Annotated in this window: 20 protein-coding genes; 3 read left to right on the top strand and 17 right to left on the bottom strand. The window is 68.5% G+C overall.

The features are described 5' to 3' along the window. Window positions 1–34: 34 nt before the first annotated feature. The 10 genes from hisS to AC07O8_RS07725 all read right to left on the bottom strand — a co-directional run bounded on the left by hisS (window position 35) and on the right by AC07O8_RS07725 (window position 10,981). Window positions 35–1,342 carry a histidine--tRNA ligase gene (gene hisS, locus AC07O8_RS07770; protein ID WP_495047460.1) on the bottom strand — a complete coding sequence of 436 codons (1,308 nt, stop codon included), beginning with the start codon at window positions 1,340–1,342 and terminating at the stop codon, window positions 35–37. Then, entirely contained in the window at window positions 1,339–2,667 is a 1,329-nt protein-coding gene (ispG, locus tag AC07O8_RS07765) for a flavodoxin-dependent (E)-4-hydroxy-3-methylbut-2-enyl-diphosphate synthase (RefSeq protein ID WP_495047459.1), read from the bottom strand. Before ispG ends, hisS begins: the two co-directional genes overlap by 4 nt. Before the next feature lie 75 nt (window positions 2,668–2,742). Continuing rightward, the gene (locus AC07O8_RS07760) at window positions 2,743–3,777 is read right to left on the bottom strand and encodes a helix-turn-helix domain-containing protein (RefSeq protein WP_495047458.1); all 1,035 of its coding nucleotides are present in this window, start codon (window positions 3,775–3,777) and stop codon (window positions 2,743–2,745) included. Window positions 3,778–3,841: 64 nt separating this feature from the next. Continuing rightward, window positions 3,842–4,663, bottom strand: a complete 822-nt coding sequence (pilW, locus tag AC07O8_RS07755) for a type IV pilus biogenesis/stability protein PilW (protein WP_495047457.1) — start codon at window positions 4,661–4,663, stop codon at window positions 3,842–3,844. Beyond that, on the bottom strand, window positions 4,660–5,883 hold the full coding sequence (gene rlmN / locus AC07O8_RS07750; RefSeq protein ID WP_495047621.1) for a dual-specificity RNA methyltransferase RlmN: 1,224 nt from the start codon (window positions 5,881–5,883) through the stop codon (window positions 4,660–4,662). The genes pilW and rlmN overlap by 4 nt, the downstream gene beginning before the upstream one ends. A gap of 56 nt (window positions 5,884–5,939) precedes the next feature. Further along, complete coding sequence (ndk, locus tag AC07O8_RS07745; RefSeq protein ID WP_297525899.1) at window positions 5,940–6,365, bottom strand: nucleoside-diphosphate kinase; 426 nt, start codon at window positions 6,363–6,365, stop codon at window positions 5,940–5,942. A gap of 178 nt (window positions 6,366–6,543) precedes the next feature. Further along, the gene (locus AC07O8_RS07740; RefSeq protein WP_495047456.1) at window positions 6,544–8,745 is read right to left on the bottom strand and encodes a pseudouridine synthase; all 2,202 of its coding nucleotides are present in this window, start codon (window positions 8,743–8,745) and stop codon (window positions 6,544–6,546) included. Window positions 8,746–8,795: 50 nt separating this feature from the next. Then, the gene (gene scpB / locus AC07O8_RS07735) at window positions 8,796–9,578 is read right to left on the bottom strand and encodes an SMC-Scp complex subunit ScpB (RefSeq protein ID WP_495047455.1); all 783 of its coding nucleotides are present in this window, start codon (window positions 9,576–9,578) and stop codon (window positions 8,796–8,798) included. A 37-nt stretch (window positions 9,579–9,615) separates the two neighbouring features. Beyond that, window positions 9,616–9,855 carry a hypothetical protein gene (locus tag AC07O8_RS07730; RefSeq protein ID WP_495047454.1) on the bottom strand — a complete coding sequence of 80 codons (240 nt, stop codon included), beginning with the start codon at window positions 9,853–9,855 and terminating at the stop codon, window positions 9,616–9,618. A 55-nt stretch (window positions 9,856–9,910) separates the two neighbouring features. Next, the gene (locus AC07O8_RS07725; protein ID WP_495047453.1) at window positions 9,911–10,981 is read right to left on the bottom strand and encodes an RluA family pseudouridine synthase; all 1,071 of its coding nucleotides are present in this window, start codon (window positions 10,979–10,981) and stop codon (window positions 9,911–9,913) included. Between the two features lie 142 nt (window positions 10,982–11,123). On the opposite strand from AC07O8_RS07725, the gene AC07O8_RS07720 reads away from it, so the two are divergent. Then, entirely contained in the window at window positions 11,124–11,906 is a 783-nt protein-coding gene (locus AC07O8_RS07720; protein WP_495047620.1) for an outer membrane protein assembly factor BamD, read from the top strand. Between the two features lie 145 nt (window positions 11,907–12,051). On the opposite strand, the gene yoaA is transcribed toward AC07O8_RS07720, so the two are convergent. Then, window positions 12,052–14,106 (bottom strand): DNA repair helicase YoaA, encoded by a 2,055-nt coding sequence (gene yoaA, locus AC07O8_RS07715; RefSeq protein WP_495047619.1) that lies wholly within the window; start codon window positions 14,104–14,106, stop codon window positions 12,052–12,054. A 64-nt stretch (window positions 14,107–14,170) separates the two neighbouring features. Beyond that, window positions 14,171–14,401, bottom strand: a complete 231-nt coding sequence (locus AC07O8_RS07710) for a DUF465 domain-containing protein (RefSeq protein WP_495047452.1) — start codon at window positions 14,399–14,401, stop codon at window positions 14,171–14,173. Between the two features lie 115 nt (window positions 14,402–14,516). On the opposite strand from AC07O8_RS07710, the gene AC07O8_RS07705 reads away from it, so the two are divergent. Beyond that, entirely contained in the window at window positions 14,517–15,284 is a 768-nt protein-coding gene (locus tag AC07O8_RS07705) for a PP2C family protein-serine/threonine phosphatase (protein ID WP_297530395.1), read from the top strand. Here AC07O8_RS07705 and AC07O8_RS07700 read toward each other — a convergent pair whose 3' ends face one another. The 5 genes from AC07O8_RS07700 to AC07O8_RS07680 all read right to left on the bottom strand — a co-directional run bounded on the left by AC07O8_RS07700 (window position 15,285) and on the right by AC07O8_RS07680 (window position 22,997). Next, window positions 15,285–15,953, bottom strand: a complete 669-nt coding sequence (locus tag AC07O8_RS07700) for a hypothetical protein (protein ID WP_495047451.1) — start codon at window positions 15,951–15,953, stop codon at window positions 15,285–15,287. Window positions 15,954–16,091: 138 nt separating this feature from the next. Next, window positions 16,092–17,192 (bottom strand): cell division protein ZapE, encoded by a 1,101-nt coding sequence (gene zapE, locus AC07O8_RS07695; protein WP_495047450.1) that lies wholly within the window; start codon window positions 17,190–17,192, stop codon window positions 16,092–16,094. A gap of 113 nt (window positions 17,193–17,305) precedes the next feature. Then, window positions 17,306–18,733: a dihydrolipoyl dehydrogenase gene (gene lpdA, locus AC07O8_RS07690; RefSeq protein ID WP_495047449.1), complete on the bottom strand. Its 1,428-nt coding sequence runs from the start codon at window positions 18,731–18,733 to the stop codon at window positions 17,306–17,308. 18 nt (window positions 18,734–18,751) lie between these two features. Then, a complete protein-coding gene (odhB, locus tag AC07O8_RS07685) occupies window positions 18,752–20,029 on the bottom strand; it encodes a 2-oxoglutarate dehydrogenase complex dihydrolipoyllysine-residue succinyltransferase (RefSeq protein ID WP_495047448.1) in 1,278 nt (425 codons plus the stop codon). A gap of 115 nt (window positions 20,030–20,144) precedes the next feature. After that, window positions 20,145–22,997: a 2-oxoglutarate dehydrogenase E1 component gene (locus tag AC07O8_RS07680; protein WP_495047447.1), complete on the bottom strand. Its 2,853-nt coding sequence runs from the start codon at window positions 22,995–22,997 to the stop codon at window positions 20,145–20,147. 364 nt (window positions 22,998–23,361) lie between these two features. On the opposite strand from AC07O8_RS07680, the gene AC07O8_RS07675 reads away from it, so the two are divergent. Further along, a complete protein-coding gene (locus AC07O8_RS07675) occupies window positions 23,362–24,204 on the top strand; it encodes an isopenicillin N synthase family dioxygenase (RefSeq protein ID WP_495047446.1) in 843 nt (280 codons plus the stop codon). The last annotated feature ends 67 nt before the right edge of the window (window positions 24,205–24,271 follow it).

The raw sequence follows: 24,271 nt of genomic DNA, 5'->3' as shown, positions 1-24,271 counted from the left end.
GAATGAGGGTCCGGGTTGAAATTCGAGGTCGCGATTATGCGGTGCGCAGGTCGGCTGCCCATGCAGCGACCGTGTTAAGCGGACGTGTCACCTGTTCGCCGCCGCCGCGCAAGGGCTTGACGGCCACCTCGCCGCGGGCGAGTTCGTCCGGGCCGAACACCAGCGCGAAGCGGGCGCCCGAGGCGTCGGCCTTCTTGAACTGCGCCTTGAACGAGCCGCCGCCGGCGTGCATCTGCACCGCGACGCCTTCGGCGCGCAGCGCCTCCAGCACGGGGACCGCCTGGGGCAGCACGGCCGCGTCCGGCAGGATCGCATAGACGTCCGGGGCCGAGGACGGCACGGGCAGGCCCAGTTCGTCGATCAGCAGCAGCAGGCGTTCGATGCCGAGGCCGAAGCCCACCGCCGGCGTCGGCTTCCCGCCGAGCTGTTCGAACAGGCCGTCGTAACGACCGCCGCCGCAGACCGTGCCCTGGGAGCCGAGCTGCTCGGTCACCCATTCGAAGACGGTCAGGTTGTAGTAGTCCATGCCGCGCACCAGGCGCGTGTTGATGCGGTACTCCAGGCCGGCGGCGTCGAGGATCGCGCGCACGGCGTTGAAATGCGCCAGGCTCTCCTCGCCGAGGAAATCCATCAGGTGCGGCGCCGCCTCGACGACCGCCTGCATGGCCGGATTCTTGGTGTCCAGGATGCGCAGCGGATTGGTGTGCAGACGGCGCTTGCCGTCCTCGTCCAGCTTGTCGGCGTGCGCCTCGAAGTGGGTGATCAGCGCGGCGCGGTGCGCGGCGCGTTCCTCCGGCTGGCCCAGCGAATTCAGCTCCAGGCGCACATGCTCGCCGACGACCAGACCCAGCTCCTGCCACAGGCGGCGGACCATCAGGATGATCTCGGCGTCCACGTCCGGACCGGCGAAGCCCAGCGCCTCGACGTCCAGCTGGTTGAACTGGCGGTAGCGGCCCTTCTGCGGGCGCTCATGACGGAACATCGGTCCCATCGTCCACAGCCGCAGCGGGCCGTTGTACAGCGCGTTGTGCTCGACCATCGCGCGCACGATCCCGGCGGTGGCCTCGGGGCGCAGCGTCAGCTTGTCGCCGTTCATGCTGTCGGTGAAGGAGTACATCTCCTTCTCGACGATGTCGGTGACCTCGCCCAGGCCGCGCACGAACAGCGCGGTCGGCTCGACGATCGGGGTCAGCATGTACTGGTAGCCGTAGCGCTGCAGCACGCCGCGCAGCGTGGTCTCGAACCAGCTCCACAGCTGGCTGCTCGGCAGCTTGTCCTTGCGGTCGACGCTGGCCGGGAGGATGTCGTTCATCCCCTTGACGGCCTGGATGTTCTTGCTCATGCGGTGGTGGTGCTCGCGCCGAAGCGCTTTTCGATGTAGGTCTCGACCAGGGCGTGGAACTCGCCGGCGATGTTGTCGCCGCGCAGGGTCAGCGCCTTCTCGCCGTCGATGAAGACGGGCGCCGCCGGCGCCTCGCCGTTGCCCGGCAGGCTGATGCCGATGTCGGCATGCTTGCTCTCGCCGGGGCCGTTGACGATGCAGCCCATCACCGCGACCTTCATGGTCTCGACGCCGGGGTACTTCTCGCGCCAGACCGGCATCTGCGCGCGCAGGAAGTCGTCGATCTGCTTGGCCAGTTCCTGGAAGGTCGTGCTGGTCGTGCGGCCACAGCCGGGGCAGGCGGTGACGCTCGGGTTGAACGCGCGCAGGCCCAGCGACTGCAGGATCTCCAGCGCGACCACCACTTCCTGCGTGCGCGACTCGCCGGGTTGCGGCGTCAGCGAGACGCGGATCGTGTCGCCGATGCCTTCCTGCAGCAGCACGCCCAGCGCCGTGGCCGAGGCCACCGTGCCCTTGGTGCCCATGCCGGCCTCGGTCAGGCCCAGGTGCAGCGCGTAGTCGCAGCGCCGGCTCAGCGCGCGGTAGACCGAGATCAGGTCCTGCACGCCGCTGACCTTGCAGCTGATGATGATGTTGTCGGGGTTCATGCCCAGCTCGCGGGCGTACGACGCCGACGACAGCGCGGACTGGATCAGCGCCTGGTACATGACCTGCTTGCCGTCCCAGGGCGCGGCGCGCTTCGCGTTCTCGTCCATCATCTGGGCGAGCAGTTCCTGGTCCAGGCTGCCCCAGTTGACGCCGATGCGCACGACCTTGTCGTACTGCATCGCGGCCTCGATCATCTGGGCGAACTGGCGGTCCTTCTTGTCGCCCTTGCCGACGTTGCCCGGATTGATCCGGTACTTCGACAGTGCCCGCGCCATGGCGGGATGCTCGGTCAACAGCCGATGGCCGTTGTAGTGGAAGTCGCCGACCAGCGGCACGTCGACGCCCATGCGGTCGAGCTGCTCGCGGATGTGCGGGACGGCGTCGGCGGCCTCGGCGTTGTTGACGGTGATGCGAACCAGCTCCGACCCGGCCTGCGCCAGTTCCTTGACCTGGATCGCGGTCTCGATGACGTCGACGGTGTCGGTGTTGGTCATCGACTGCACGCGCACCGGCGCGTCGCCGCCGATCGTCACCACGCGGCTGCCCCAGCGCACCTGCGCCTGACGCGAGCGGCGCGCGGACGGCGCGGCGGCCGCGATCAGGTCGGACAGATCGTGGGCTTGGGCGTCGATGTCAGCGCTGAGGTCGGCGATATCGGGAGTGGCTGGCTTGTCCATCTTGCGGCGCTCTTGCGAAGGGGTTACGGCTGGGTGCGGCGCCCGTCGGCTCGGGGTCGGCTGGAGGTGATCCGGTCAGTTCAGCTCGAGTCGGGCGACGTTGTCGCGCGACCGGGCGGCGAGGTCCACCGGCTGGCCGCGGAACACCAGTTCCGTGCCGGACACGTTGCCCACGCGCAGCTTCAGGGGCGCGGCGCCGTTCACGTCGACCAGATCACCGGGTCTGAGCAGGCGGGACAGCAACACCTGGCCCTTGGCGTCGACGACCTCCACCCACGACTCCGCGGTGGCGCGGACCTTCAAGGGCGAGGTGCCAGGCGCGGGGGCGCCGGCCTGGGCCGGTTGACCGGGCTGCGCGACGGACGAGGCAGTCGGCGAAGTCTGAGCGGCCGGTGCCGCCGTGACGGTGGCAGTCGTCGCGGTCGGAGCGGTGCTGGACGGAACGGGCGAGGTCGCGGCCGGCGTCTGCTGCGTCTGCTGCGTCTGCTGCGACGGCTGCATCTGCTGCGCTTGCGCGGTTTGAGCGTTTTGTGCGGTCTGTGCGGTTTGCGGTGCCGCGTCGGACGAACTCGCCCCCGGCGCCTCGACATTCGTCAGCGGCGCGTCGGTCGCGGCCGGCGGCGTGCCGGCGACGTTGCCCGGGCCGGGCGCCGTCGTGACGGAGGACTCGGTCCCCCGGAAACGCTCCGTGACCTGGTCGATCCAGCTCGACGGGATCGCATAGACCGCCACTGCGGCGATCAGCAGCACGCCGACGCCCAACACCGCGGGCCGCTTGAGCAAGGCCGTCGACAGCGCCGGATCCTGACTCACCGACCGCGCGCGGAACGGCTGGTTCAAGCCCGGCGTCACGCGGTCCAGCGAGGCTTCGCCGCCGCCGCTAGGCAGCAGGATCAACACCTGCGCGGCGTCGAGTTTCATGACGCGACACACCGACCGCGCCAGCGCCCGGGCAAAGGTCGCGTCGGGCAGGTCCTGGTAGCGATCGGCCTCCAGGGCCTCCAGCTTCGACTGCGGCACCTTCAGCGTCGCCGCGAGCGCGGCGATGTGCAAGCCCCTGGCCTCGCGCGCGCGGCGCAGCACGGCGCCGGCCGAGCTGGGCGCGGACATGGAGGCAGCGAAATCGGCTGCGAGCGACGCCTCGTCGGTGGCCGTCGGAGTCATGCGATGTCCCTCATTCATCGAATCGACCGTTGTTCAATGCCTGCGTCTCGGCCGCCTGCGGATACTTGCGCCGCATTTGCTGACCGAGATCGTCCATGTTGGACGAGTTGCCCAGGCGGCGCTCGATGCGCAGCTCCAGCCAGAGGCTGGCGGCACTGGCCTGTTCCACGTTGGTGTTGACGCGGCGCACGTAGAAGCGCGCCCGTTCGTACTCCCCCTGGCGGTACAGCACTTCGCCCAGGTTCAGCGCGATCGTCGGATTGCCCGGTTCGGCCTCGAAGGCCTTGGTCAGGTGGACTTGCGCGGGCACCAGCCGGCCTTCGCGCGCCTCGCAGGCGCCCCAGGCGAGCAGCGTGCGCGACGGCGTGCGATAGGTCGGGATCGCCACCGCCGCTTCGAACTGCTGGTAGGCCTCGGCGTAGCGCTGGCGCTGGCACAGGAACCAGCCGTAGTTGTGCAGCGTGTCGCCGTTGTTGCGGTCGCGGGCGATCAACTGCTTGAAGCCCTCCTCGGCCAGGCCGAACTCGCCCATCGCGGCGTAGATCAGGTTGCGCAGGTTGATCGCTTCGGGCAGGTCCGGCTTCGCGGCCATGGCCAGCTTCACCTCGTCCAGCGCCGTCTCGTACTGGCCGCGCGCGAAGTAGCCGCTGGCGAGCTCGAGCCGCACCTGCGCGCGACGGTCGTTGTCGGTCTTGTCGCTCTCGGTGCGCGGCTGCTGTTGCTGCTGCGAACCGCTCGCGCACCCGGCCAGGGCCGCGGCGATCACCAGCACGACGGACAGGGTCCGGGCGGAACGACGCGGAAGGAGGGAGCCGGGCGACGAAGGGGTCATGGACGTGTGCCTGTGGGAGTGACGGGGGTCGAAGGCGTGGCCGGCCCGGGCACGACGCCCGAGGAGGCGCCGGAAGGACCGGCGGAAGCCGCGCCCGATGTTGCGCCCGATGTCGCGCCGCGCTGTACCACCACGGGCGCGCGCACCATGCGCAGATGGACCCGGGTCCGGTCCTGCACCTCCCCGGCCAGCTGGCCGCAGGCGGCGTCGATATCGTCGCCGCGCGTCTTGCGCACGGTCGTCACGATGCCGGCCTGGATCAGCAGGTCGGCGAACGCCTTCACGCGTTCGTTGGTGCTGCGCTTCAGGCCCGACGCGGGGAACGGGTTGAACGGGATCAGGTTGACCTTGCAGGGCACCTTGCCCTTGAGCAGCGCGATCAGCTCGCGGGCCTGCTCCGGCGCATCGTTCACCTCCTGCAGCATGCAGTACTCGAAGGTGATGAAGTCGCGGGGTGCCTTGTCCAGGTAGGCCTTGCAGCTCGCCAGCAGTTCCGCGATCGGGTACTTGCGGTTGAGCGGCACCAGCTGGTCGCGCAGCGGGTCGTTGGGGGCGTGCAGCGAGACGGCCAGGGCCACCGGCGCGTCCTCGCGCAGGCGGTCGATCATCGGGACCACGCCCGAGGTCGACACCGTCACGCGGCGGCGCGACAGGCCGTAGCCGTGGTCGTCCAGCATCATGCGCAGCGCGGGGACCAGCGCGCCGTAGTTCTGCAGCGGCTCGCCCATGCCCATCATCACGACGTTGGAGATGATGCGTTCGTCCTTGCCCAGGCGTTGGCGCAGCGAATGCTCGGCGTACCAGAGCTGGGCGACGATCTCCCAGGTCTCGAGGTTGCGGCTGAAGCCTTGATGGCCGGTCGAGCAGAAGCGGCAACCCACGGCGCAACCGGCCTGGCTGGAGATGCACAGCGTGGCCCGGTCGTCCTCGGGGATGTAGACCGCCTCGACGGCGTTGCCCTGGCCGACGTCGAACAACCACTTGATGGTGCCGTCGGCAGAGACGTGTTCGGAGATCACCGGCAGCGCGGTGATGTGGGCGCGCCCGGCCAGCTTGTCGCGCAGCGACTTGGCCAGGTCGGACATCTGGGCGAAGTCCGACGCGCCCTTCTGATGGATCCAGCGGAACAGCTGGGTCGCGCGGAAGCGCTTCTCCCCCAGCTGCTCGCAGTACGCGGCCAGGCCTTGCAGATCGAATCCGAGCAGGTTGACCGTGTCCATCATGCGTTCCTCATTCTCTGGGCCTCATGGCCCGGAGGTCAGAGGCCTTGCCCGATTCAGCGGGCGTTGATTTCCAGGCCGGAGAAGAAGAAGGCCACTTCCACGGCGGCGGTCTCGGCGGCGTCCGAGCCGTGCACGGCGTTCGCGTCGATGCTGTCGGCGAAGTCGGCGCGGATGGTGCCCTTCTCGGCCTTCTTCGGATCGGTCGCGCCCATCAGGTCACGGTTCTTCAGGATGGCGCCTTCGCCTTCCAGCACCTGGATCTGCACCGGGCCGGAGATCATGAAGGTCACCAGGTCGTTGAAGAACGGGCGGGCCTTGTGCACGGCGTAGAACGCTTCGGCTTCGGCGCGCGACAGCTGCTTCTGCTTGGAGGCGATGATCTTCAGACCGGCGCCTTCGAAACGGCTGTAGATCTGGCCGATGACGTTCTTGGCCACGGCATCGGGCTTGATGATGGAGAGGGTGCGTTCGATGGCCATGTCTTTTTCCTTGAAAATCTTGGGCTTGGCAAAGCCCGGGATTGTAATGCGTGAAGTCAAGCCCCCAGGTGACATCCCGTTATCAGACGGTCATCACCGGAAGGCAAAAAGCCGGGATTGAACCCGGCCCGGTTCGCCCGGCCCCGCCTGGAGGGCGGAACCTGGGCATTCAAACGGGTCAGCGACGACCGCGGCCGCCGCCACCACCCCCGCCGCCACCGCCACCGCCACCACCGCCGCCACGGCGACCGCCGCCCCGGTTGCCGCCGCGATTGATGAAGGCGTCGGCGCCGATGTAACCCATCGAGGTCTTCATCGGATCCGGCTGGTGCTCACCACCCGGACCCCGCCTGTTGCCCTGGTTCGGGTTGTGGCCGGGATCGCTGCCGCCCTTGCCGAAGCCCTGCGGAATGCGTTTGCTGCCGGTCGCGAAGCGACGGTCGAAGGTCTGCTCCAGCGGGTTGACGTGCTTCGGGATGAAGTCGTCATCGTCCTCGTCGCGGGGCCGGCGATCGCGTTCGCGTTCCTGCTGCTGTTGCTGCGGACGTTGCGGTTGATTCTGCTGGGCGCGCTGCTCGTTGTTGCGCTGCGGGCGATCCTGCCGGTCACCGCGCGGGTCGTTGCGTTGATCGCCACGGTCAGCGCGCTGGTCGTTGCGCGGGTCGCCGCGCTGATCATTCCGATTCCCGCGCTGCTCGCCGCGATCGCCGCGGTGGTCACCGCGCTGCTCGTTGCGCGACGGTTCCGGACGGCTCGGACGCGGACCGTCGCTGTTGCCGCGGCGACGCTTGTCGCCCCGGTCGTTGCGATCGTTCTGGCGCGGCGGGCGCGGCTCGTTGCCGGCGAATTGACGGATGACGCGGACGTCGGCGTCGCCGAGCTCGATGTACACGCCGCGGCGCAGGCCGCGCGGCAGCACGACGGTGCCGTAGCGGATCCGGATCAGGCGGCTGACGGCCAGGCCGACGGTCTCGAACAGCTTGCGGACTTCGCGGTTGCGGCCTTCGGTGATGACGACGCGGTACCAGCGGTTCACGCCTTCGCCGCCGCCGTCCTCGATACTCTTGAAGCTGGCTTGCTGGCCGTCGACGTCGACGCCGGCCAGCAGCTTTTCCTTCTGGTCCTTGCTCAACGAGCCCAGCACGCGCACTGCGTACTCGCGCTCGACGCCGAAGCGCGGGTGCATCAGCAGATTGGCCAGTTCACCGGAGTTGGTGAACAGCAGCAGGCCTTCGGTGTTCAGGTCCAGCCGGCCGACCGACTGCCACTTGCCCTGCGGCAGGCGCGGCAGGTTGCGGAAGACGGTGGGGCGGCCTTCGGGGTCGTTGAAGGTCACGACCTCGCCGACGGGCTTGTGGTACGCCAGGATACGCGGCGCGACCGGCGCGATGCGGACCTTGATCGGCTTGCCGGCGACGGCGACGCGGTCGCCGTAGGAGATGCGCTGACCGACGTGGGCGACCTCGTCGTTCACGGTGATCTGGCCCTTGGCGATCATGTCCTCGATGTCGCGGCGCGAGCCGACGCCGGCCTGCGCCAGCACCTTCTGCAGCTTGGGCGCGTCGACATCGGGGGCCAGCACGCGCTTGGCGGGCTGATCGGCGGCATCATCGGACCCGTCGTCGCCGGACGACGCCTCGACGTCGGCCATGTCGGCCGACCCGCTGCCGTCGTCCTCGACGTCGGCATCGAAGGCGCCGGAGACGAGCGCGTCGAAACGCGCCTGCGCCTCGGCCTGGAGCTGGGCGCTGTCGGCCTGCGACGGCGCGGACTCGACGCCTTCGCTCCCTTGCGCCGCTTCGCGCTGCCCCTGGGGCGGCTGGCCGTCACCCGGTTCGCGATCACGGTCGCGACCCCGGCGGCGGCGATTGCGGCCGCGGCCTTCGCGTTCACCATTCGCATCGCCGTCGGAGCCTTCAGCGCCGTCACCGGCCAACGGACCGGCTTCGCGCGAGTCGCGCGACTCGTGGGAGACCAGCTCGCCGACCGCCTCGGCCACCGGCGACACCGGCGCGGGCGACACCTCGACGGTCGCGACCGGCACGTGGAGCGTGGTGCGCTCAGCCGCCACCGGAGCCGCCACCGGAGCCGCCTCGGGCGCCGTCTCCGCGTCGGCGACCTTCCTGGTCGTGCGGCGCTTGGGCTTGGGCGTTTCCGCTGCTTCGGCGGCAGGCACCTCGACCGGCGCCTCGGCGGCGGCCGCCGTCTTGCGGCGTGCGCGCGGCTTCGGCGTCTCCTCGGCCGCGGACGCGGCGGCCGGATCGGTCGCCTCCACCGGTGCCGCGGCAGCCTTGCGGGTGCGCTTGGGTTTCGCGGGCGCGTCGGCCGGGTCGGTCGTCAGCGTCTCGGGCTTGGAATCGTCGATATCGTTGGAATTCATGTGTCGGCTTGCACCTTGTCAGCGGTGGACACGGCCCCTTCCCGGGGCGCTCAAGTGGGCTCGGGGTTGACAGCCCCAGCCTGTGGTTCTTCTCCGGGTTCGCGCGTGGCGACCGGCTTGGATTCGTCTTCAGTGGCGGCATCCGAAGGTTCGGGCGTCGCCAGGTTCGTTTCAGCGGGCTCGGCGGTTTCCGCCGTATCGACGGCTTCCGCAGCCTCCCCGGCTGCCGCAGGTTCAGCCGGTTCGATCTCGACCACCACGTCGCCGGGCGGTTCCTCGAGCAGCGAGGCCTGCAGCGCCCCGGCGATCGGCGTCGGGTCGCCGCCCTGGATCAAGGCCGGCAGCTGCTCCAGCGAATGCAGCCCCAGGTCGTCCAGGAAATGCTTCGTCGTCGCATACAGCGCCGGCCGTCCCGGCGCCTCGCGATGCCCGATGACCTCGATCCAGTCGCGGTCCTCGAGCTGCTTGATGATGGGCGTCGCCACCACCACGCCGCGGATGTCCTCGATGTCGCCGCGGGTCACCGGTTGACGGTAGGCGATGATCGCCAGCGTCTCCAGCACCGCCCGCGAATACTTCGGCGGCTTCTCCGGATGCAGCCGGTCCAGATGCTCGCGCATCTCGGGCCGGCTCTGGAAGCGCCAGCCGGAGGACAAGGCCACCAGCTCGACGCCCCGCCCTTCCCATTCGCGCAGCAACTCGTCGAGCAGCGACCGCACGCTGTCGCCGTTGAGTTCTTCCGCGAACAGCGAACGCATGTCACGCAGCGTCAGCGGCGCCTGCGCACAGAGCAGCGCCGTCTCCAGGACCCGCTTGGCCTCCTGCGTATTCATCGGATCAGCATCGGATCAGCATGCGTTCAGCATGGGCTCAATTCATGACGCCGGCCTCGGGACCGGTCAAATCGGTGTGTGTCGCCATCTTGGGCGCCGACAGCGGCAACGGGCCGCGCCGGACGGATTCGATCTGCTTGCTTGGGAGCTCTGTGCTCCAACGGCCGCCGCTCAGTGGGTGGATCCGGCCGGTCAGTGGGACGCCGCGTCGGTGCGCGGCCTGCGCTGCGAACGGGGTCAACTGCCAGCCCGTCGCCGCCTTGCGCACGTTCTTCACGTCGGTGTCAGCGCAAGTAATGGGAAGCATTGTAGCGCGAGCGCGCGCACTCCTCTCAGAACGCCGGATCGGGCAAACCCGCGACGTGCCAACCCGACGCCAGATCGTCCGGCAACGAGGCTTCGAAGCGCATCGCCTCGCCGGTGAGGGGGTGCGCGAAACCAAGCCGCGCCGCATGCAGCGCCTGGCGCGGCACGCCCAGCGCCTCGGCGCCGCCGTACAGCGCGTCCGACACCAGCGCATGCCCGCGATGCGCGGCATGGACGCGGATCTGGTGCGTGCGGCCCGAATGCAGCACGCAGTGCAGCGCGGAGACCGTCCGGCCCAGGCCGCGCGCGTCCTGCCACTCGCCCTCGGCCAGCTTGAAGAAGTCGGTGCGCGCCGGCTTGCCGCCGCCGACCACGGCCATGCGCGTGCGCGACTGCGGATCGCGGCCGATCGGCGCGTCGACGATCCATTCGTCGGGCGTGCGGCCGTGGACCAGCGCGAGGTACTCGCGATGCACCTCGCGCGCCGCGATCATCCGCATCAGGGCGGTGACCGCCGGCAGCGTCTTGCCCACGACCATCAGCCCCGAGGTGTCCTTGTCCAGCCGGTGCACGATGCCCGCGCGCGGCAGCGTCGCCGCCTTCGCGTGATGCGCGAGCAGCCCATTCATCAGCGTGCCGGACCAGTTGCCCGCCGCCGGATGGACGACCAGGCCGGCCGGCTTGTTCACGACGAGCAGGTGCTCGTCCTCGAAGACGATGTCGAGGTCGAGCGGCTCCGCGCGGAAGGCCAGCGCCTCCTCGGTCGGAACCAGGTCGACGACCAGCGTCTGCCCCAGCCTGGGTTTGCGCGACGCGTGGGTGACGCGCTGCCCGTCGAGCGTGACGCAGCCGCGCTCGATGAGCCCCTGCAGATGGCTGCGCGAGAACTCCGGCGCCAGTTGCACCAGCCATTTGTCCAGGCGCAACGCAATCTCGTCGCGACCGGCCTCGGCGCTGCGCCGCTCGGGCGAGTCGATGCCGACATCCTGGGCGTCGTCGACGCCTTCGGGGAGCGCCGCAGGCGCAGGCGCTTCCCCTGGTTTCCCACCCGGGTAAAGCCCGTCCTGCGCCGCCGGGTCGTGACCGACCTGAACCATATAATCGCCGCTCCAATTTCAGATGAGGGCCGCCGTGGCGCGCGCCCTGTGGACCATGATCGAGACTCGGGTGTTGCGCCGCCGGACCGCGGATTCTTCTGAAGCGTCCGGCTCCTGGCGCGCCGTGTGGCGCTGCGCGGCGATGACCGCCGCGACGGCTGCCGTGCTGGGGCTGGCCGCCTGTTCGTCGGCCCCCAAGGAGGACCCGAATTCCCAGGCCAACCTGGAGAAATTGTACGCAGAGGCCAAGGAGGACATGCTCTCCGGCTCCTACGACCGGGCGATCAAGACGCTGGAACGCATCGAAGGCCGCGCCGCGGGCACCACGCTGGGCCAGCAGGCGCAGCTGGACCTGGCCTGGGCGAACTACAAGAGCGGCGAGCGCGTGCAGGCCGTGACGGTGCTGGACCGCTTCATCAAGCTCAATCCGTCGAGCCCGGCGCTGGACTACGCGCTGTACATGAAGGGACTGGTCAACTTCAACGACGACCTCGGCCTGTTCGGCCGCATCGCCCGCCAGGACATCAGCGAGCGCGACCAGCAGGCCGCGCGCGACTCGATGCAGGCGTTCAAGCAGCTGGTCGAGCAGTTCCCGGAATCGAAGTATTCCGAGGACGGTCGCATCCGCATCGACTACATCACCAACAGCCTCGCGGCCTACGAGGTGCATGTGGCGCGCTACTACTACAACCGCGGCGCCTATCTGGCGGCGGCGAACCGCGGTCAGGCCGCGTTGATGGAGTTCCAGAACGCCCCGGCGCTGGAAGAAGCGCTGTTCCTGATGGTGCAGAGCTATGACAAGCTCGGCCTGGAACAGCTGCGCGACGACAGCCGCCGCGTGCTGCAGTCCAGCTTCCCGGACAGCTCGTACCTCACGACCGGCAGGGCCAAGCCCAAAGACCGCGCCTGGTGGCAGATCTGGTGAGCGGAAGCTCGCCAGACGTCGTTGCTCGGGACCTTGCATAGCGCTGCTATGCGGCGGACCCTCGCGCCTAGTCTGGCAAGCTTCCGCACACCAGATCCGGGCGGCATCGAAGAGATTCGGTCCGCGTTTGCGCGGGCTTTTTCGTTCAGGCGTCGTGTGACGCCTTGAGCTCGGCGAGCCAGGCCTGGGCCGTCGTTTCATCAGGCACCTGCGTCATCGGGGGCAGCGCCTCGCGCAAGCGCTTGCCGTAGTGCGAACCCGCGAGGCGGGGATCGCAGACGACCAGCAGGCCACGGTCGGTCTCGGTGCGGATCAGGCGACCCGCGCCCTGCTTCAGCGCGATCGCGGCCTCGGCGACGAAGTACTCCATGAAGGGGTTGCGGCCCTCGGACTCCAGCCGCGCGACGCGCGCTTCGACCAAGGGATCGTTCGGCGGCGGGAACGGCAGCTTGTCGATGAGCACGCATTGCAAGGCGTCACCCGGTACGTCGATGCCTTCCCAGAAACTCGCCGAGCCGACCAGCACCGATGCGGGCTGATCGACGAACTGCTGCAGCAGTTGCCGCTTGGGCATCGTGCCCTGCACCAGCACCTCGATGCGATGGCCGCCTTCCTCGAAGCGCTGGCGCAGCACGTCGGCCACCGTCTGCAACTGGCGCAAGGTCGTCGTCAGGATGAAGGTGCGTCCACCGAGCCGGGCCGCCAGACGCGCACCCAGCCAGCCGACCGACTCCCCGTGATCGGGCTCGGAGGGCTTGGGGAAATGCCTGGGCACATAGAGCCGCGCGTGCGACGCATAGTCGAACGGGCTGCCGACGCGCAGCGTGCGCGCCTGACCGAGCCCGGCAGGTTCGGTGAACCAGGTCAGCGCATCGTCCTCGCCCAGCGTCGCCGATGTGAACACCCAGGCCTTGGGCGTGCTGGCGAGCGCCTCCTGCATCGCCTCACGGATGTCCAGCGGCGACTCCATCAGGCGAACCTGGTGGGTGCCGACATCGACCCAGCGCACCGCGCCCGGATCCGGCGCGCGCGCGAACAGCTGCGCCGTCTTGTAGAGCTCGACCGCGCGCTCGTGCAGACGCACGAGGTCCGGTCCGACTTCCATCACCGTCGCCAGCGCGTCCACGCTGAGCTCGATCGCCTGCGTGACCTGCACCAGCGCGTCCTCGAAATCGGTCCGGCCCGAACACTCGCTCCAGCGCAGCTTGAGCACGCCGCGCAGCTCACGCCCGCCGGCGCAGGCCAGTCGCAAGGCACGCGCCGCGCGCTCGACACCGCCCGAGATCGCCTGCCACTCCTGCAGCCCGCGCGCATGCGCCAAGCCCTGCGCGAGCATGTCGCGCCCGAAGTCGAACAGCTGCGCGCTGCCCAGCAGGCGACCGAGGAAGTTCAGGCCGGCCTCGGGCAGTTGGTGGGCCTCGTCGAAGATCGCCACCTCGACGCTGGGCAGCAGCTCGGCGACGCCGCTGTCGCGCAGCACCAGGTCGGCGAAGAACAGGTGGTGGTTGACGACGACGAGGTCCGCCTCCATCGCCTCGCGCCGCGCCTTGACGACGTAGCAATCGCGGTACGACGGGCAGTCGGTGCCCAGGCAGTTGTCGCGCGTGGAGCTGACGATCGGGATCACCGGCGACCGCTCGTCCATGCCGTCGATCTCGGCGAAGTCGCCGGTGTGGGTCGTCATCGCCCAGCGCTCGATGCGCGCCAGCTGCGCGACGGCGCGCCGATCCGGCAGCTCCGCACTGTGGCGCGCCTGCTGCAGCCGATGCAAGCAGAGGTAACTCCCCCGCCCTTTCAGCAGCGCGGCGCGCAGCGGCAGCGCGAAGGTGTCCAGCAAGCGCGGCAGGTCGCGCATGAAGAGCTGATCCTGCAAGCTTTTCGTCGCCGTGCTGATGAGCGTGCGGCCGCCGCTGAGCAGCGCCGGCACCAGATACGCGAAGGTCTTGCCGACGCCCGTACCCGCCTCGACGACCAGCGTGTCGCGTGCGGCGATCGCCTGCGCGACGGCCAGCGCCATGCGCTGCTGGGGCTCGCGAGGGGCATAACCGGGGCCATGTCGGGACAGCGGTCCGCCCGTGTCGAACGCGGCGATCACCGACTGCTCCAGCTCGCCCGGACGGAGCGCCTCGGCGGCGGCGCGGGCACGCGACGCGGCCAGCGCCGGCGACGCCTCGGCCGCGCCCCAGGGGGCTTCAGCCATCAGATCGTCGGTCGAATCCTCGGTGGGGTGATCGGTCGCGTCGTTCACGGCGGGATCGTGACGATCAGGCGGGCTCATCGGGGTCGCTGGCCCGTTCAAGCCGCGCGATCTCGTCGCGCAGGGCCAGGCGTTGCTTCTTGAGGCGGCGCAGCGTCAGTTCGTCGACGGACAACGTCGCCAGCCTGCCGTCGTGCGTCGGATCGGCCGCGAGCGCAGCGAGCGTCGGGGTCGGATGGATATCCACGACGACGTCGGCGCGCGGCACGCCCATCAGGGCGTCGATGCGGCCGTCCAACTCCGCATGCGCGATGCGAAGTTCAATCAGACGGCGCGCGGGAGAGTGAAGTTGTTCATCCATAAACGGGGAACCACCCGACCGGGAAGCCGAGCCGCACGATTATAGTTTTGGGATGAGTCGCAACATCCCAGGCTATCGCCTCAGCGCCGCCACCGGCATCCATCGCGGCGATCGTCTGTACCAGCAGGATCAGGTCCAGGTCATCGCCCATCCCCGACAGAGCGGCTGCGTCCTCGGCATCGTCGCCGACGGCATGGGCGGCAAGAGCGGGGGCCGCAAGGCCGCCGACCAGGTCATCCTCACCGCGCAGCAGCTGTTCGAGCGTTTCGTGCCCGGCGAGGAGGACGAATCCGAACTGCTGCGCCAGATCGTCTCGGAAGCCCACCTGATGATCCGCCTGACGGCGATCTCGGCCGAGGAGGAACCGCACAGCACGCTCGCGGCCTATCTGCTGACGGCCGACCGCCGCTGCTACTGGATCCACACCGGCGACTCCCGCATCTACCACTTCCGCGGTCCCAACATGGTGACGCGCTCGCTGGACCAGTCCTACGTGCAGCGTCTGGTCGACGAGGGCCAGATCACCGAGGACGAGGCCCTGGTCCATCCCCAGTCCAACCTGCTGACCGCCTGCCTGGGCACGGTGCAGGAGCCGACGCCGGTCGAGTCCTTCATCGAGCACCTGGAGCACGGCGACACGCTGATGTGCTGCAGCGACGGCCTGTGGCACTACTTCTCGCCGGCCGAACTGGGCACGGTGATGCACAGCCTGCCGCCGCGCGACGGCGCGGAACTGCTGGTCAACAAGGCGCGCCAGCGCGCCAAGGGCACCGGCGACAACCTGTCGCTGGCGATCGTGCGGGTGGATCCGCTCGAATAATCAAGGTCTGGGCAGCGCGCGGATGTCGGACGCCGACGGCGTCGGCAGATGCGCCGCGGGCGGCTTGGTGTTCTTGCCGACCGGCGCGGACGCCGCGGAAGCGGCCTTCTCCGCCGACTTCGCCTGCTGCTCGCCGGCCTTTCTCTGGCGGTCCAGCGCCTTGCGCTGGCGCTCCGCGGCGGCTTCGCGACGCTGGGCCGCGTCGGCCTTCGCCTCGGCATCCAACCTGGCCTCGCGTCGCTGGTGCAGCTCGGGGTTCGCCCGTGGTGTCCGTGCCCCGGGCACCACCGGCGCCGACGCCGGCTGGGCGGCTTCACGCACCGATTCGGTCTTCCGCCGGGCTTCGTCCTTGGCCGCCTCGCGCTCGTTCTGCTCGACGCGCTCGCGCGCGGCGGCGCCGCGGCGCTGGCGCTCTTCGGCATTGACCTGGTGTTCCGCGTGATCCAGCGGCCGCAGTTGCCGGACGCGCTCCTCGCGGGCGTCCTCCAGGCAGCCGGTGACGACGAAACGCTGGTTGCACTCGCGCACCCTGGCCTGGTAGGTCTGTTCGATGCGGGCGCGGGCGGCACCGATCTCGGCGCGGGTCATCTCCGCCGCGCAGACGGCCGTCGAGACGGCCGCGCCCGAGAGCGCCATCGGCAGGAGAACAAGGACGGAGCGGAAAGTCATGGACTCGATCATCGCATCCGGCGACGCCCGTTCCGGTGACACGCGGCCCGTGACTTCCCTACACCCCTCTCGGGGGGAAGGGGCGGCCACAGAGGCGAACGGAGGTGGATGAAGGCGGCTGACGCGGAGCCACCGGCGTCAGGTCAGCCGCGTGTCGACGTCGCGGCGCTCCAGCTCCAGGTATTCCTTCGACTGCATCTCCTGCAGCCGCGACACGGTGCGCGGGAACTCGTGCGCCAGCGGCCCCTCGGTGTAGAGCTGCTCCGCCGGCACGGCCGCGGAGATGATCAGCTTCACGCGCCGGTCGTACAGCACGTCCACCAGCAGCGTGAAACGGCGCGCCTCGCTGGCCAGCCGCGGTGGCATCGCCGGCACCTTGGACAGGATGACCGTGTGGAACTGCGTCGCCAGCTCGAGGTAGTCGTTCTGCGAGCGCGGCCCGCCGCAGAGTTCCGAGAAGTCGAACCACACCACCCCGCCGGCGCGGCGCCGGGACCGGATCTCGCGGTGTTCGATGTGCAGGACCGGGTCTTCGTCGCGCGCCTCGGCGAGCGACTCGAAGGCCGTCGTCAGCGCCTGCTCGGTCTGCTCGTTCAGCGGCGTGTGATAGAGCTCGACATGCTCGAGCGAGCGCTGCCGGTAGTCGGTGCCGTTGTCGACATTGATGACTTCCAGATTCGCCTTCAGCAGCTCGATGGCCGGCAGGATGCGGTCGCGGTGCAGGCCGTTCGGATAGAGCCCGTCGGGATGGAAGTTGGAGGTCGTGACGATCGACACGCGGTTCTTGAACAGCGCATCCAGCAGCCGGTACAGGATCATCGCGTCGGTGACGTCGGCGACGTGGAACTCGTCGAAGCAGATCAGCCGGAAGCGCCGCGCGATGCGCTTGCCAAGCTCGTCCAGCGGATCCTGGATGCCCTTGAGTTCCTGCAGCTCGCGGTGCACCTCGCGCATGAACTCATGGAAGTGGAGCCGGGTCTTGCGCGTCAGCGGCACGGCCTGGAAGAAGCAGTCCATCAGGAAGCTCTTGCCGCGACCCACGCCGCCGAACATGTAGACGCCGCGCGGCAGCGGCGGGCGCACCAGGAACTTGGTCACCGCGTTCGAGCGCCGCGCCTTGTAGTCGGCCCACTCGTCCTGGCAGCGCTGCAGCGAGGCGACGGCGCGCAGCTGCGCCGCGTCGGCGGTGTAGCCGCGTTCGGCGAGGGTCTGGTGATAGAGCTCGGTGACGGTGGTCATGCGATGGTCAGGCGGCGGCGTTCATCTCAACACGGGAACGGGAAAGGACAAGAAAAAAGGGGCGACTCGTCGCCGCCCCTTGTTCATGCGTCCGATGCGCTTCGAGCCGGAGCTCAGAAGTTCAGCGTGCGCTTGTCGATGGCCAGGGCCGCTTCCTTGGTGGCTTCGCTCAGCGACGGGTGCGCGTGGCAGATGCGGGCGATGTCCTCGGCCGAGGCCTTGAACTCCATCGCGACCACGGACTCGGCGATCAGTTCCGACGCCATCGGGCCGATGATGTGCACGCCCAGGATCTCGTCGGTCTTGGCGTCGGCCAGGAACTTGACGAAACCGGTCGTGTCGCCCAGCGCGCGGGCGCGGCCGTTGGCCAGGAACGGGAACTGGCCCGCCTTGTAGGCCACGCCGTCCGCCTTCAGCTGCTGCTCGGTCTTGCCGACCCACGCGATCTCGGGGCTGGTGTAGATGACCCACGGGATCGTGTTGAAGTTGACGTGACCGTGCTGGCCGGCGATGCGCTCGGCCACGGCAACGCCTTCTTCCTCGGCCTTGTGCGCCAGCATCGGGCCGCGCACGACGTCGCCGATGGCCCAGACATTGGGCAGGTTGGTCTTGCACTCGTCGTCGACGATCACGGCGCCGCGCTCATCGAGCTTCAGGCCGATGGCTTCGGGGTTCAGGCCGATGGTGTTGGCGGTCCGGCCGATCGAGACGATCAGCTTGTCGACCGCCAGCGTCTGCTCGCCGCCCTTGGCGTCCGTGTACTTCACGGAGACACCGTCCTTGCCGTTCTCGACGGACGTGATCTTCACGCCCAGCTCGATGTTCAGGCCCTGCTTCTTGAAGACCTTGGCGGCCTCCTTGGCGACGGACTCGTCGGCGGCGCCCAGGAAGGCGGGCAGCGCTTCCAGGATCGTCACTTCCGCGCCCAGGCGGCGCCACACCGAGCCCATTTCCAGGCCGATGACGCCGGAGCCGATCACGCCCAGCGTCTTCGGCACGGTCGGGATGCGTAGCGCGCCGTCGTTCGACAGGATGTTGGTCTCGTCGAACGGGGCACCCGGCAGCTGGCGGGCGTTGGAGCCGGTGGCGACGATCACGTGCTTGGACGTGATGGTCTCCTCGGCGGCGCCGGCGACCTTGATCTCGTACGCGCCGTCCTTCGCCGCCACGAACGAGCCGCGGCCGTGGAAGAACGTGACCTTGTTCTTCTTGAACAGGTACTGCACGCCGTCGTTGTTCTGCTTCACGACGGTGTCCTTGCGACCGATCATCTTGGCGATGTCGATCTTCAGGTCGTTCATCGAGATGCCGTGGTCGGCGAAGCCGTGGCCGGCGTGCTCGAAGTGCTCGCTGGACTGCAGCAGGGCCTTGGACGGGATGCAGCCGACGTTGGTGCAGGTGCCGCCGAGGGCGGGACCGCCCTTGTCGTTCTTCCACTCGTCGATGCAGGCCGTGTTGAAGCCCAGCTGCGCCGCGCGGATCGCCGCGATGTAGCCGCCGGGGCCGCCGCCGATGACGACGACGTCGAATTGCTTGCTCATGTCGCTATCGTCCTTGGCTTAGATGTCGAAGAGCAGACGGGCCGGATCTTCGAGCGCGTCCTTCATGGCCACGAGACCCAGCACGGCTTCGCGGCCGTCGATGATGCGGTGGTCGTAGGACATCGCCAGGTAGTTGATCGGACGGATCACGATCTGGCCGTTCTCGACGACGGCGCGGTCCTTGGTCGCGTGCACGCCCAGGATGGCCGACTGCGGCGGGTTGATGATCGGCGTCGACAGCATCGAACCGAAGGTGCCGCCGTTGGAGATCGAGAAGGTGCCGCCGGTCATCTCTTCGATGCCGAGCTTGCCTTCCTGGGCCTTCTTGCCGAACTCGGCGATCTTCTTCTCGATGTCGGCGAAGCTCATCTGGTCCGCGTTGCGCAGGATGGGCACGACCAGGCCGCGCGGCGAACCGACGGCGATGCCGATGTCGAAGTAGCCGTGGTAGACGATGTCGTTGCCGTCGACCGAGGCGTTCAGCACCGGGTACTTCTTCAGCGCGTGGACGGCGGCCTTCACGAAGAAGCTCATGAAGCCCAGCTTCGTGCCGTGTTCCTTGGTGAAGCTGTCCTGGAACTTCTTGCGCAGCTCCATCACCGGGGCCATGTTCACTTCGTTGAACGTGGTCAGGATGGCGTTGGTCGATTGCGACTGCAGCAGGCGCTCGGCGATGCGGGCGCGCAGGCGGCTCATCGGCACGCGCTGTTCCGGACGGTCGCCCAGGTTGGCAGCCACGGGCGCGGCGACGGCTTGCAGCGGCGCCTTGGCGGGAGCGGCCGGGGCCTGCACCGGCGCGGGGATTTGTGCAGCGGGGGTGGCCGGCTTGGCGCCGCCTTCGATCGCGCCCAGCACGTCACCCTTGGTCACGCGGCCATCCTTGCCGGTGCCCGGGACGGAGCCGGCGGCCAGGTTGTTGTCGGCCATGATCTTCGCGGCGGCGGGCATCGCGACGCCGGCCTTGCTGTCCGACGAGGCGGCAGCGGCAGCCGGCGCGGGAGCGGCGGCGGCAGGGGCCGGAGCGGCAGCGGCCGAGGCGGCGGCGCCAGCCTTGCCTTCGGAATCGATCTTGGCGATGACCTGGTCCGACGTGACGGTACCGCCGTCGCCGACGACCAGTTCGGCCAGCACGCCGGCGGACGGCGCCGGCACTTCGAGCACGACCTTGTCGGTCTCGATCTCGATCAGGATCTCATCGATGGCCACGGCGTCGCCGGGCTTCTTCTTCCACTGGAGCAGGGTCGCTTCGGCGACCGATTCGGACAGCTGGGGGACTTTGACTTCAACGATTGCCATGATGTTTTTTCTCTCGGTTTTTCAGTAAACCGGAGCCTTGCGCCTGCCGGTCGCCGGGGAGCGTGTGCCCGTCCCCGGCGCCGGTGTCATTGCGGCGCGCGGCGTCCGCAATGACTCACTTGGTCAGCACGAAACCCTTCAGTTTCCCGAAGGCCTGCTCCAGCAGCGCCTTCTGCTGTTCCTGGTGCAGGTGGGCGTAGCCGACGGCCGGCGAGGCCGAGGCGGGACGGCCCGCGTAACCGAGCTTCTGGCCGTCGGCCATGTTCTCGTGGATGTAGTGCTGCACGAAGAACCAGGCGCCCTGGTTCTGCGGCTCGTCCTGGCACCACACGATCTCGGCCAGGTTCGGGTACTTCTTCAGCTCGGCCGCGAACGCCTTGTGCGGGAACGGGTACAGCTGTTCGACGCGGAGGATCGCGACGTCCTTCTTGTCGCCGCGGGCCTTGATCAGGTCGTAGGCCACCTTGCCGGAGCAGGCGATCACGCGCTTGACCTTGCTCGCGTCGATCTCGGCGCTCGTTTCGCCGATGACCGTGCGGAACTCACCCTTGGTGAACTCGCTGACCGGGGACGTGGCGTCCTTGGCGCGCAGCAGCGACTTGGGCGTCAGGATGACCAGCGGCTTGCGGAACATGCGCAGCATCTGGCGACGCAGCAGATGGAAGATCTGCGACGCGCTCGTCGGCTGGACGATCTGCATGTTGTTGTCGGCGGCCAGCTGCATGAAGCGCTCCAGGCGGGCCGAGCTGTGCTCCGGGCCTTGGCCTTCGTAGCCGTGAGGCAGCATCAGCGTCAGGCCGTTGGAGCGGCCCCACTTCACTTCGCCCGAGGCGATGAACTGGTCGATCACGACCTGCGCGCCGTTCACGAAGTCGCCGAACTGCGCTTCCCAGATGGTCAGCGTGTGCGGGTCGGCGGCGGCGTAGCCGTATTCGAAGCCCAGCACCGCCTCTTCCGACAGGATCGAGTCGATCACGACGAACGGGGCCTGGCCTTCCGCGACGTTCTGCAGCGGGATGTAGATGCCTTCGTCGAAGCGCTCGCGGTTCTGGTCGTGCAGCACCGCATGGCGGTGGGTGAACGTGCCGCGGCCGCAGTCTTCACCGGACAGGCGGATCGGGTAACCCGAGGCCACCAGCGAGGCGAAGGCCATGTGCTCGCCCATGCCCCAGTCGACGTTGATGTCGCCGCGACCCATGGCGGCGCGGTCGGCGATGACCTTCTCCACCAGCGTGTGGGCCTTGAAACCGCCCGGCAGCGTCGTGACCTTCTCGGCCAGGCGCTTCCATTCGGCCACCGGCAGCGCGGTGTCGCAGCTGTCGGTCCACTTCTTGCCGAGGAACGGGGTCCAGTCGGTCGCGTACTTGCTCTTGAAGTTGGTCAGCACCGGGTCGACGGTGTGGCGGCCTTCGTCCATCGCGGCGCGGAAGGCCTTGACCATGCCGTCCGGACCTTCGGCGTCCAGCACGCCCTGGGCCACCAGCTTCTCGCCGTACAGCTTGCGGGTGCCCGGGTGCTTGGCGATGGTCTTGTACATCAGCGGCTGCGTCAGCGCGGGCGTGTCCTGCTCGTTGTGGCCCAGCTTGCGGAAGCAGACGATGTCGACGACGACGTCCTTCTTGAACTCCTGGCGGTAGTCCAGCGCCAGCTGCGTGCACAGCACGACCGCTTCCGGATCGTCGCCGTTCACGTGCAGCACCGGGGCCTCGATCATCTTGACGACGTCGGAGCAGTACAGCGTCGAGCGCGTGTCGCGCGGGTCGCTGGTGGTGAAGCCGATCTGGTTGTTGATGACGATGTGGACGGTGCCGCCGGTGTAGTAGCCGCGCGTCTGCGCCAGCGCCAGCGTCTCCATCACGACGCCCTGGCCGGCGAAGGCCGCGTCGCCGTGCACCAGCACGGGCAGCACCTGCTCGCCGGTCTTGTCGCCGCGACGGTCCATGCGGGCCTTGACCGAGCCCTCGACGACCGGGTTCACGATCTCCAGGTGCGACGGGTTGAAGGCCAGGCTCAGGTGGACGGGGCCGCCGGGGGTGGTCACGTCGCTGGAGAAGCCCTGGTGGTACTTCACGTCGCCGGACGGCAGGTCCTCAGGGGCGGTGTGGTCGAACTCGGCGAACAGGTCCTTGGGCATCTTGCCCAGGGTGTTCACCAGCACGTTCAGGCGGCCGCGGTGGGCCATGCCGATCACGATCTCCTGCACGCCGCGCGCGCCGGCGCACTTCACCAGCTCGTCCATCGAGACGATGAAGCTCTCGCCGCCTTCCAGCGAGAAACGCTTCTGGCCGACGTACTTCGTGTGCAGGTAGCGCTCCAGGCCTTCGGCGGCCGTCAGGCGCTCCAGGATCTGCTGCTTCTTCTCGGCCGTGTAGGTCGGCTTGCTGCGGATCGCCTCGAGGCGCTCCTGCCACCAGCGCTTCTCGGTGGGCTCGGTGACATGCATGAACTCGGCGCCGACGGAGCCGCAGTAGGTGTCACGCAGGGCCTGCACGATCTCGCGCAGGGTCATGCGCTCGGCCTTGGTGAAATAGGTGTTGGTCGCGCTGAAGGTCCGGTCCATGTCGGCTTCGGTGAGGCCGTAGGACGAGGGTTCCAGTTCCGCGATCTTGGCGCGTTCGGTGCGCTTCAAAGGGTCCAGGTCGGCCCAGCGCGAGCCCAGCGTGCGGTACGCGGCGATCAGCGACTGGACGTGCACCTGCTTGCCGGCCACTTCGAGCTCGGCGGAGGACACCTTGTTGTTGAGCGCGTTGGCCTTGGCGCGTTGCGCGAAGGATTCGACGACGGGGGCGTGGGGCACATCCCGCTTGTCGCTGCCGTCCACCGCGGGGACGTGCTGCAGCGCGTCGAAATAGGCGCGCCAGTTGTCGGGCACGGCGCCCGGGTTGTCGAGGTACTGCTCGTACATCTCCTCGACGTAGGGAGCATTGCCCCCGAACAGGTAGGAGTTCGAGCTGTATTGCTGCATCATCTTTCGCTCACCTCTGCCCCGGCTTCCGGAGCTATCGGCTGGTTATGAACCTTCCGCGACACGGCTTGACCGGTTGGCGGATTGCGACCCGCCTTTGCTGTTGCCAGAAAAGGGGTACGGGAAGGACCTGAAGTCACAAGCGCAGGACTGTAGCACCACGCTGGAACCGGTGCTGTTGCGGGATCGCCCACTTCTTGTGCGCCCTGTTCCCGGGAGGGAACGAGCGCACCGATCCGCACGCCGCCTCAACACCCGCCAACGACTCACAAACGTTTGCGAGCTTGCAACTCGAAGCAGTAGACTGCGGGTTGGCGTACCGCCCCGACATTGAATGGCGGACTGCCCGGGACACAGGAGATCCCACATGCAAGTTCGAGTCGTCGACTACCGCGCCGCGGATGCGGCCGAGCAATTCACCCGCTCCCTGCACGAGACAGGCTTCGGCGTCCTGGTGAACCACCCCCTGCCCCAGGAACTGGTCGAGAAGATCTACGCCGACTGGCTCGGCTACTTCAACGGGAGCGAGAAGCATGAACTGGCGTTCTCCAAGGAGACGCAGGACGGCTATTTCTCCACCGAGATCTCGGAGACCGCGAAGGGCCACACGCAGAAGGACATCAAGGAGTACTTCCACCTCTATCCGTGGGGAAGGATGCCGGCGTCCCTGAAGGACGACGCGATGCGCTACTACCGCATCGCCAACGACCTGGCGGCGGAGCTGCTGTCCTGGGTGGAGAAGCACACGCCGGCCGACATCGCGAAGAACTATCGCGAGCCCCTTTCCAACATGATCAAGGACAGCCGGCTGACGCTGCTGCGCGTGCTGCGGTATCCGCCGCTGACCGGGAACGAGCCGGCCGGTTCGCTGCGCGCCGCGGCGCATGGCGACATCAACCTGCTGACGATCCTGCCGGCGGCCAACGAGCCGGGGCTGCAGGTGCAGGGCAAGGACGGCGAGTGGGTCGACGTGCCGGGCGACTTCGGCATGCTGATCATCAACATCGGCGACATGCTGCAGGAAGCGTCGCAGGGCTACTACCCGTCGACGCAGCACCGCGTGGTCAATCCGACCGGCGACGGCGCGAAGAAGAGCCGCGTCTCGCTGCCGCTGTTCCTGCACCCGCGTGAGGACGTGGTCCTGTCGGACCGCTACACGGCGCATGAGTACCTGGAAGAGCGGCTGAGGGAGCTGGGCGTCAAGACCTGACCCCAGGCACTGCCACCGCCGTTGGCCCTCACCCCTGCCCTCTCCCGCAAGCGGGAGAGGGAGCAAG

It is taken from the genome of Roseateles sp. GW821-FHT09G09, assembly GCF_059415965.1.
Note: the sequence above shows the minus strand (reverse complement) of the source record. Positions and strands in the feature narration are given on the sequence as shown.

Coding starts and splice junctions, on each gene's coding strand:
- hisS (WP_495047460.1), bottom strand. CDS start 1,342: ATGAGCAAGAACATCCAGGCCGTCAAGGGGATGAACGACATCCTCCCG.
- ispG (WP_495047459.1), bottom strand. CDS start 2,667: ATGGACAAGCCAGCCACTCCCGATATCGCCGACCTCAGCGCTGACATC.
- AC07O8_RS07760 (WP_495047458.1), bottom strand. CDS start 3,777: ATGTCCGCGCCCAGCTCGGCCGGCGCCGTGCTGCGCCGCGCGCGCGAG.
- pilW (WP_495047457.1), bottom strand. CDS start 4,663: ATGACCCCTTCGTCGCCCGGCTCCCTCCTTCCGCGTCGTTCCGCCCGG.
- rlmN (WP_495047621.1), bottom strand. CDS start 5,883: ATGGACACGGTCAACCTGCTCGGATTCGATCTGCAAGGCCTGGCCGCG.
- ndk (WP_297525899.1), bottom strand. CDS start 6,365: ATGGCCATCGAACGCACCCTCTCCATCATCAAGCCCGATGCCGTGGCC.
- AC07O8_RS07740 (WP_495047456.1), bottom strand. CDS start 8,745: ATGAATTCCAACGATATCGACGATTCCAAGCCCGAGACGCTGACGACC.
- scpB (WP_495047455.1), bottom strand. CDS start 9,578: ATGAATACGCAGGAGGCCAAGCGGGTCCTGGAGACGGCGCTGCTCTGT.
- AC07O8_RS07725 (WP_495047453.1), bottom strand. CDS start 10,981: ATGGTTCAGGTCGGTCACGACCCGGCGGCGCAGGACGGGCTTTACCCG.
- AC07O8_RS07720 (WP_495047620.1), top strand. CDS start 11,124: ATGACCGCCGCGACGGCTGCCGTGCTGGGGCTGGCCGCCTGTTCGTCG.
- yoaA (WP_495047619.1), bottom strand. CDS start 14,106: ATGGCTGAAGCCCCCTGGGGCGCGGCCGAGGCGTCGCCGGCGCTGGCC.
- AC07O8_RS07705 (WP_297530395.1), top strand. CDS start 14,517: ATGAGTCGCAACATCCCAGGCTATCGCCTCAGCGCCGCCACCGGCATC.
- AC07O8_RS07700 (WP_495047451.1), bottom strand. CDS start 15,953: ATGACTTTCCGCTCCGTCCTTGTTCTCCTGCCGATGGCGCTCTCGGGC.
- zapE (WP_495047450.1), bottom strand. CDS start 17,192: ATGACCACCGTCACCGAGCTCTATCACCAGACCCTCGCCGAACGCGGC.
- lpdA (WP_495047449.1), bottom strand. CDS start 18,733: ATGAGCAAGCAATTCGACGTCGTCGTCATCGGCGGCGGCCCCGGCGGC.
- odhB (WP_495047448.1), bottom strand. CDS start 20,029: ATGGCAATCGTTGAAGTCAAAGTCCCCCAGCTGTCCGAATCGGTCGCC.
- AC07O8_RS07680 (WP_495047447.1), bottom strand. CDS start 22,997: ATGATGCAGCAATACAGCTCGAACTCCTACCTGTTCGGGGGCAATGCT.
- AC07O8_RS07675 (WP_495047446.1), top strand. CDS start 23,362: ATGCAAGTTCGAGTCGTCGACTACCGCGCCGCGGATGCGGCCGAGCAA.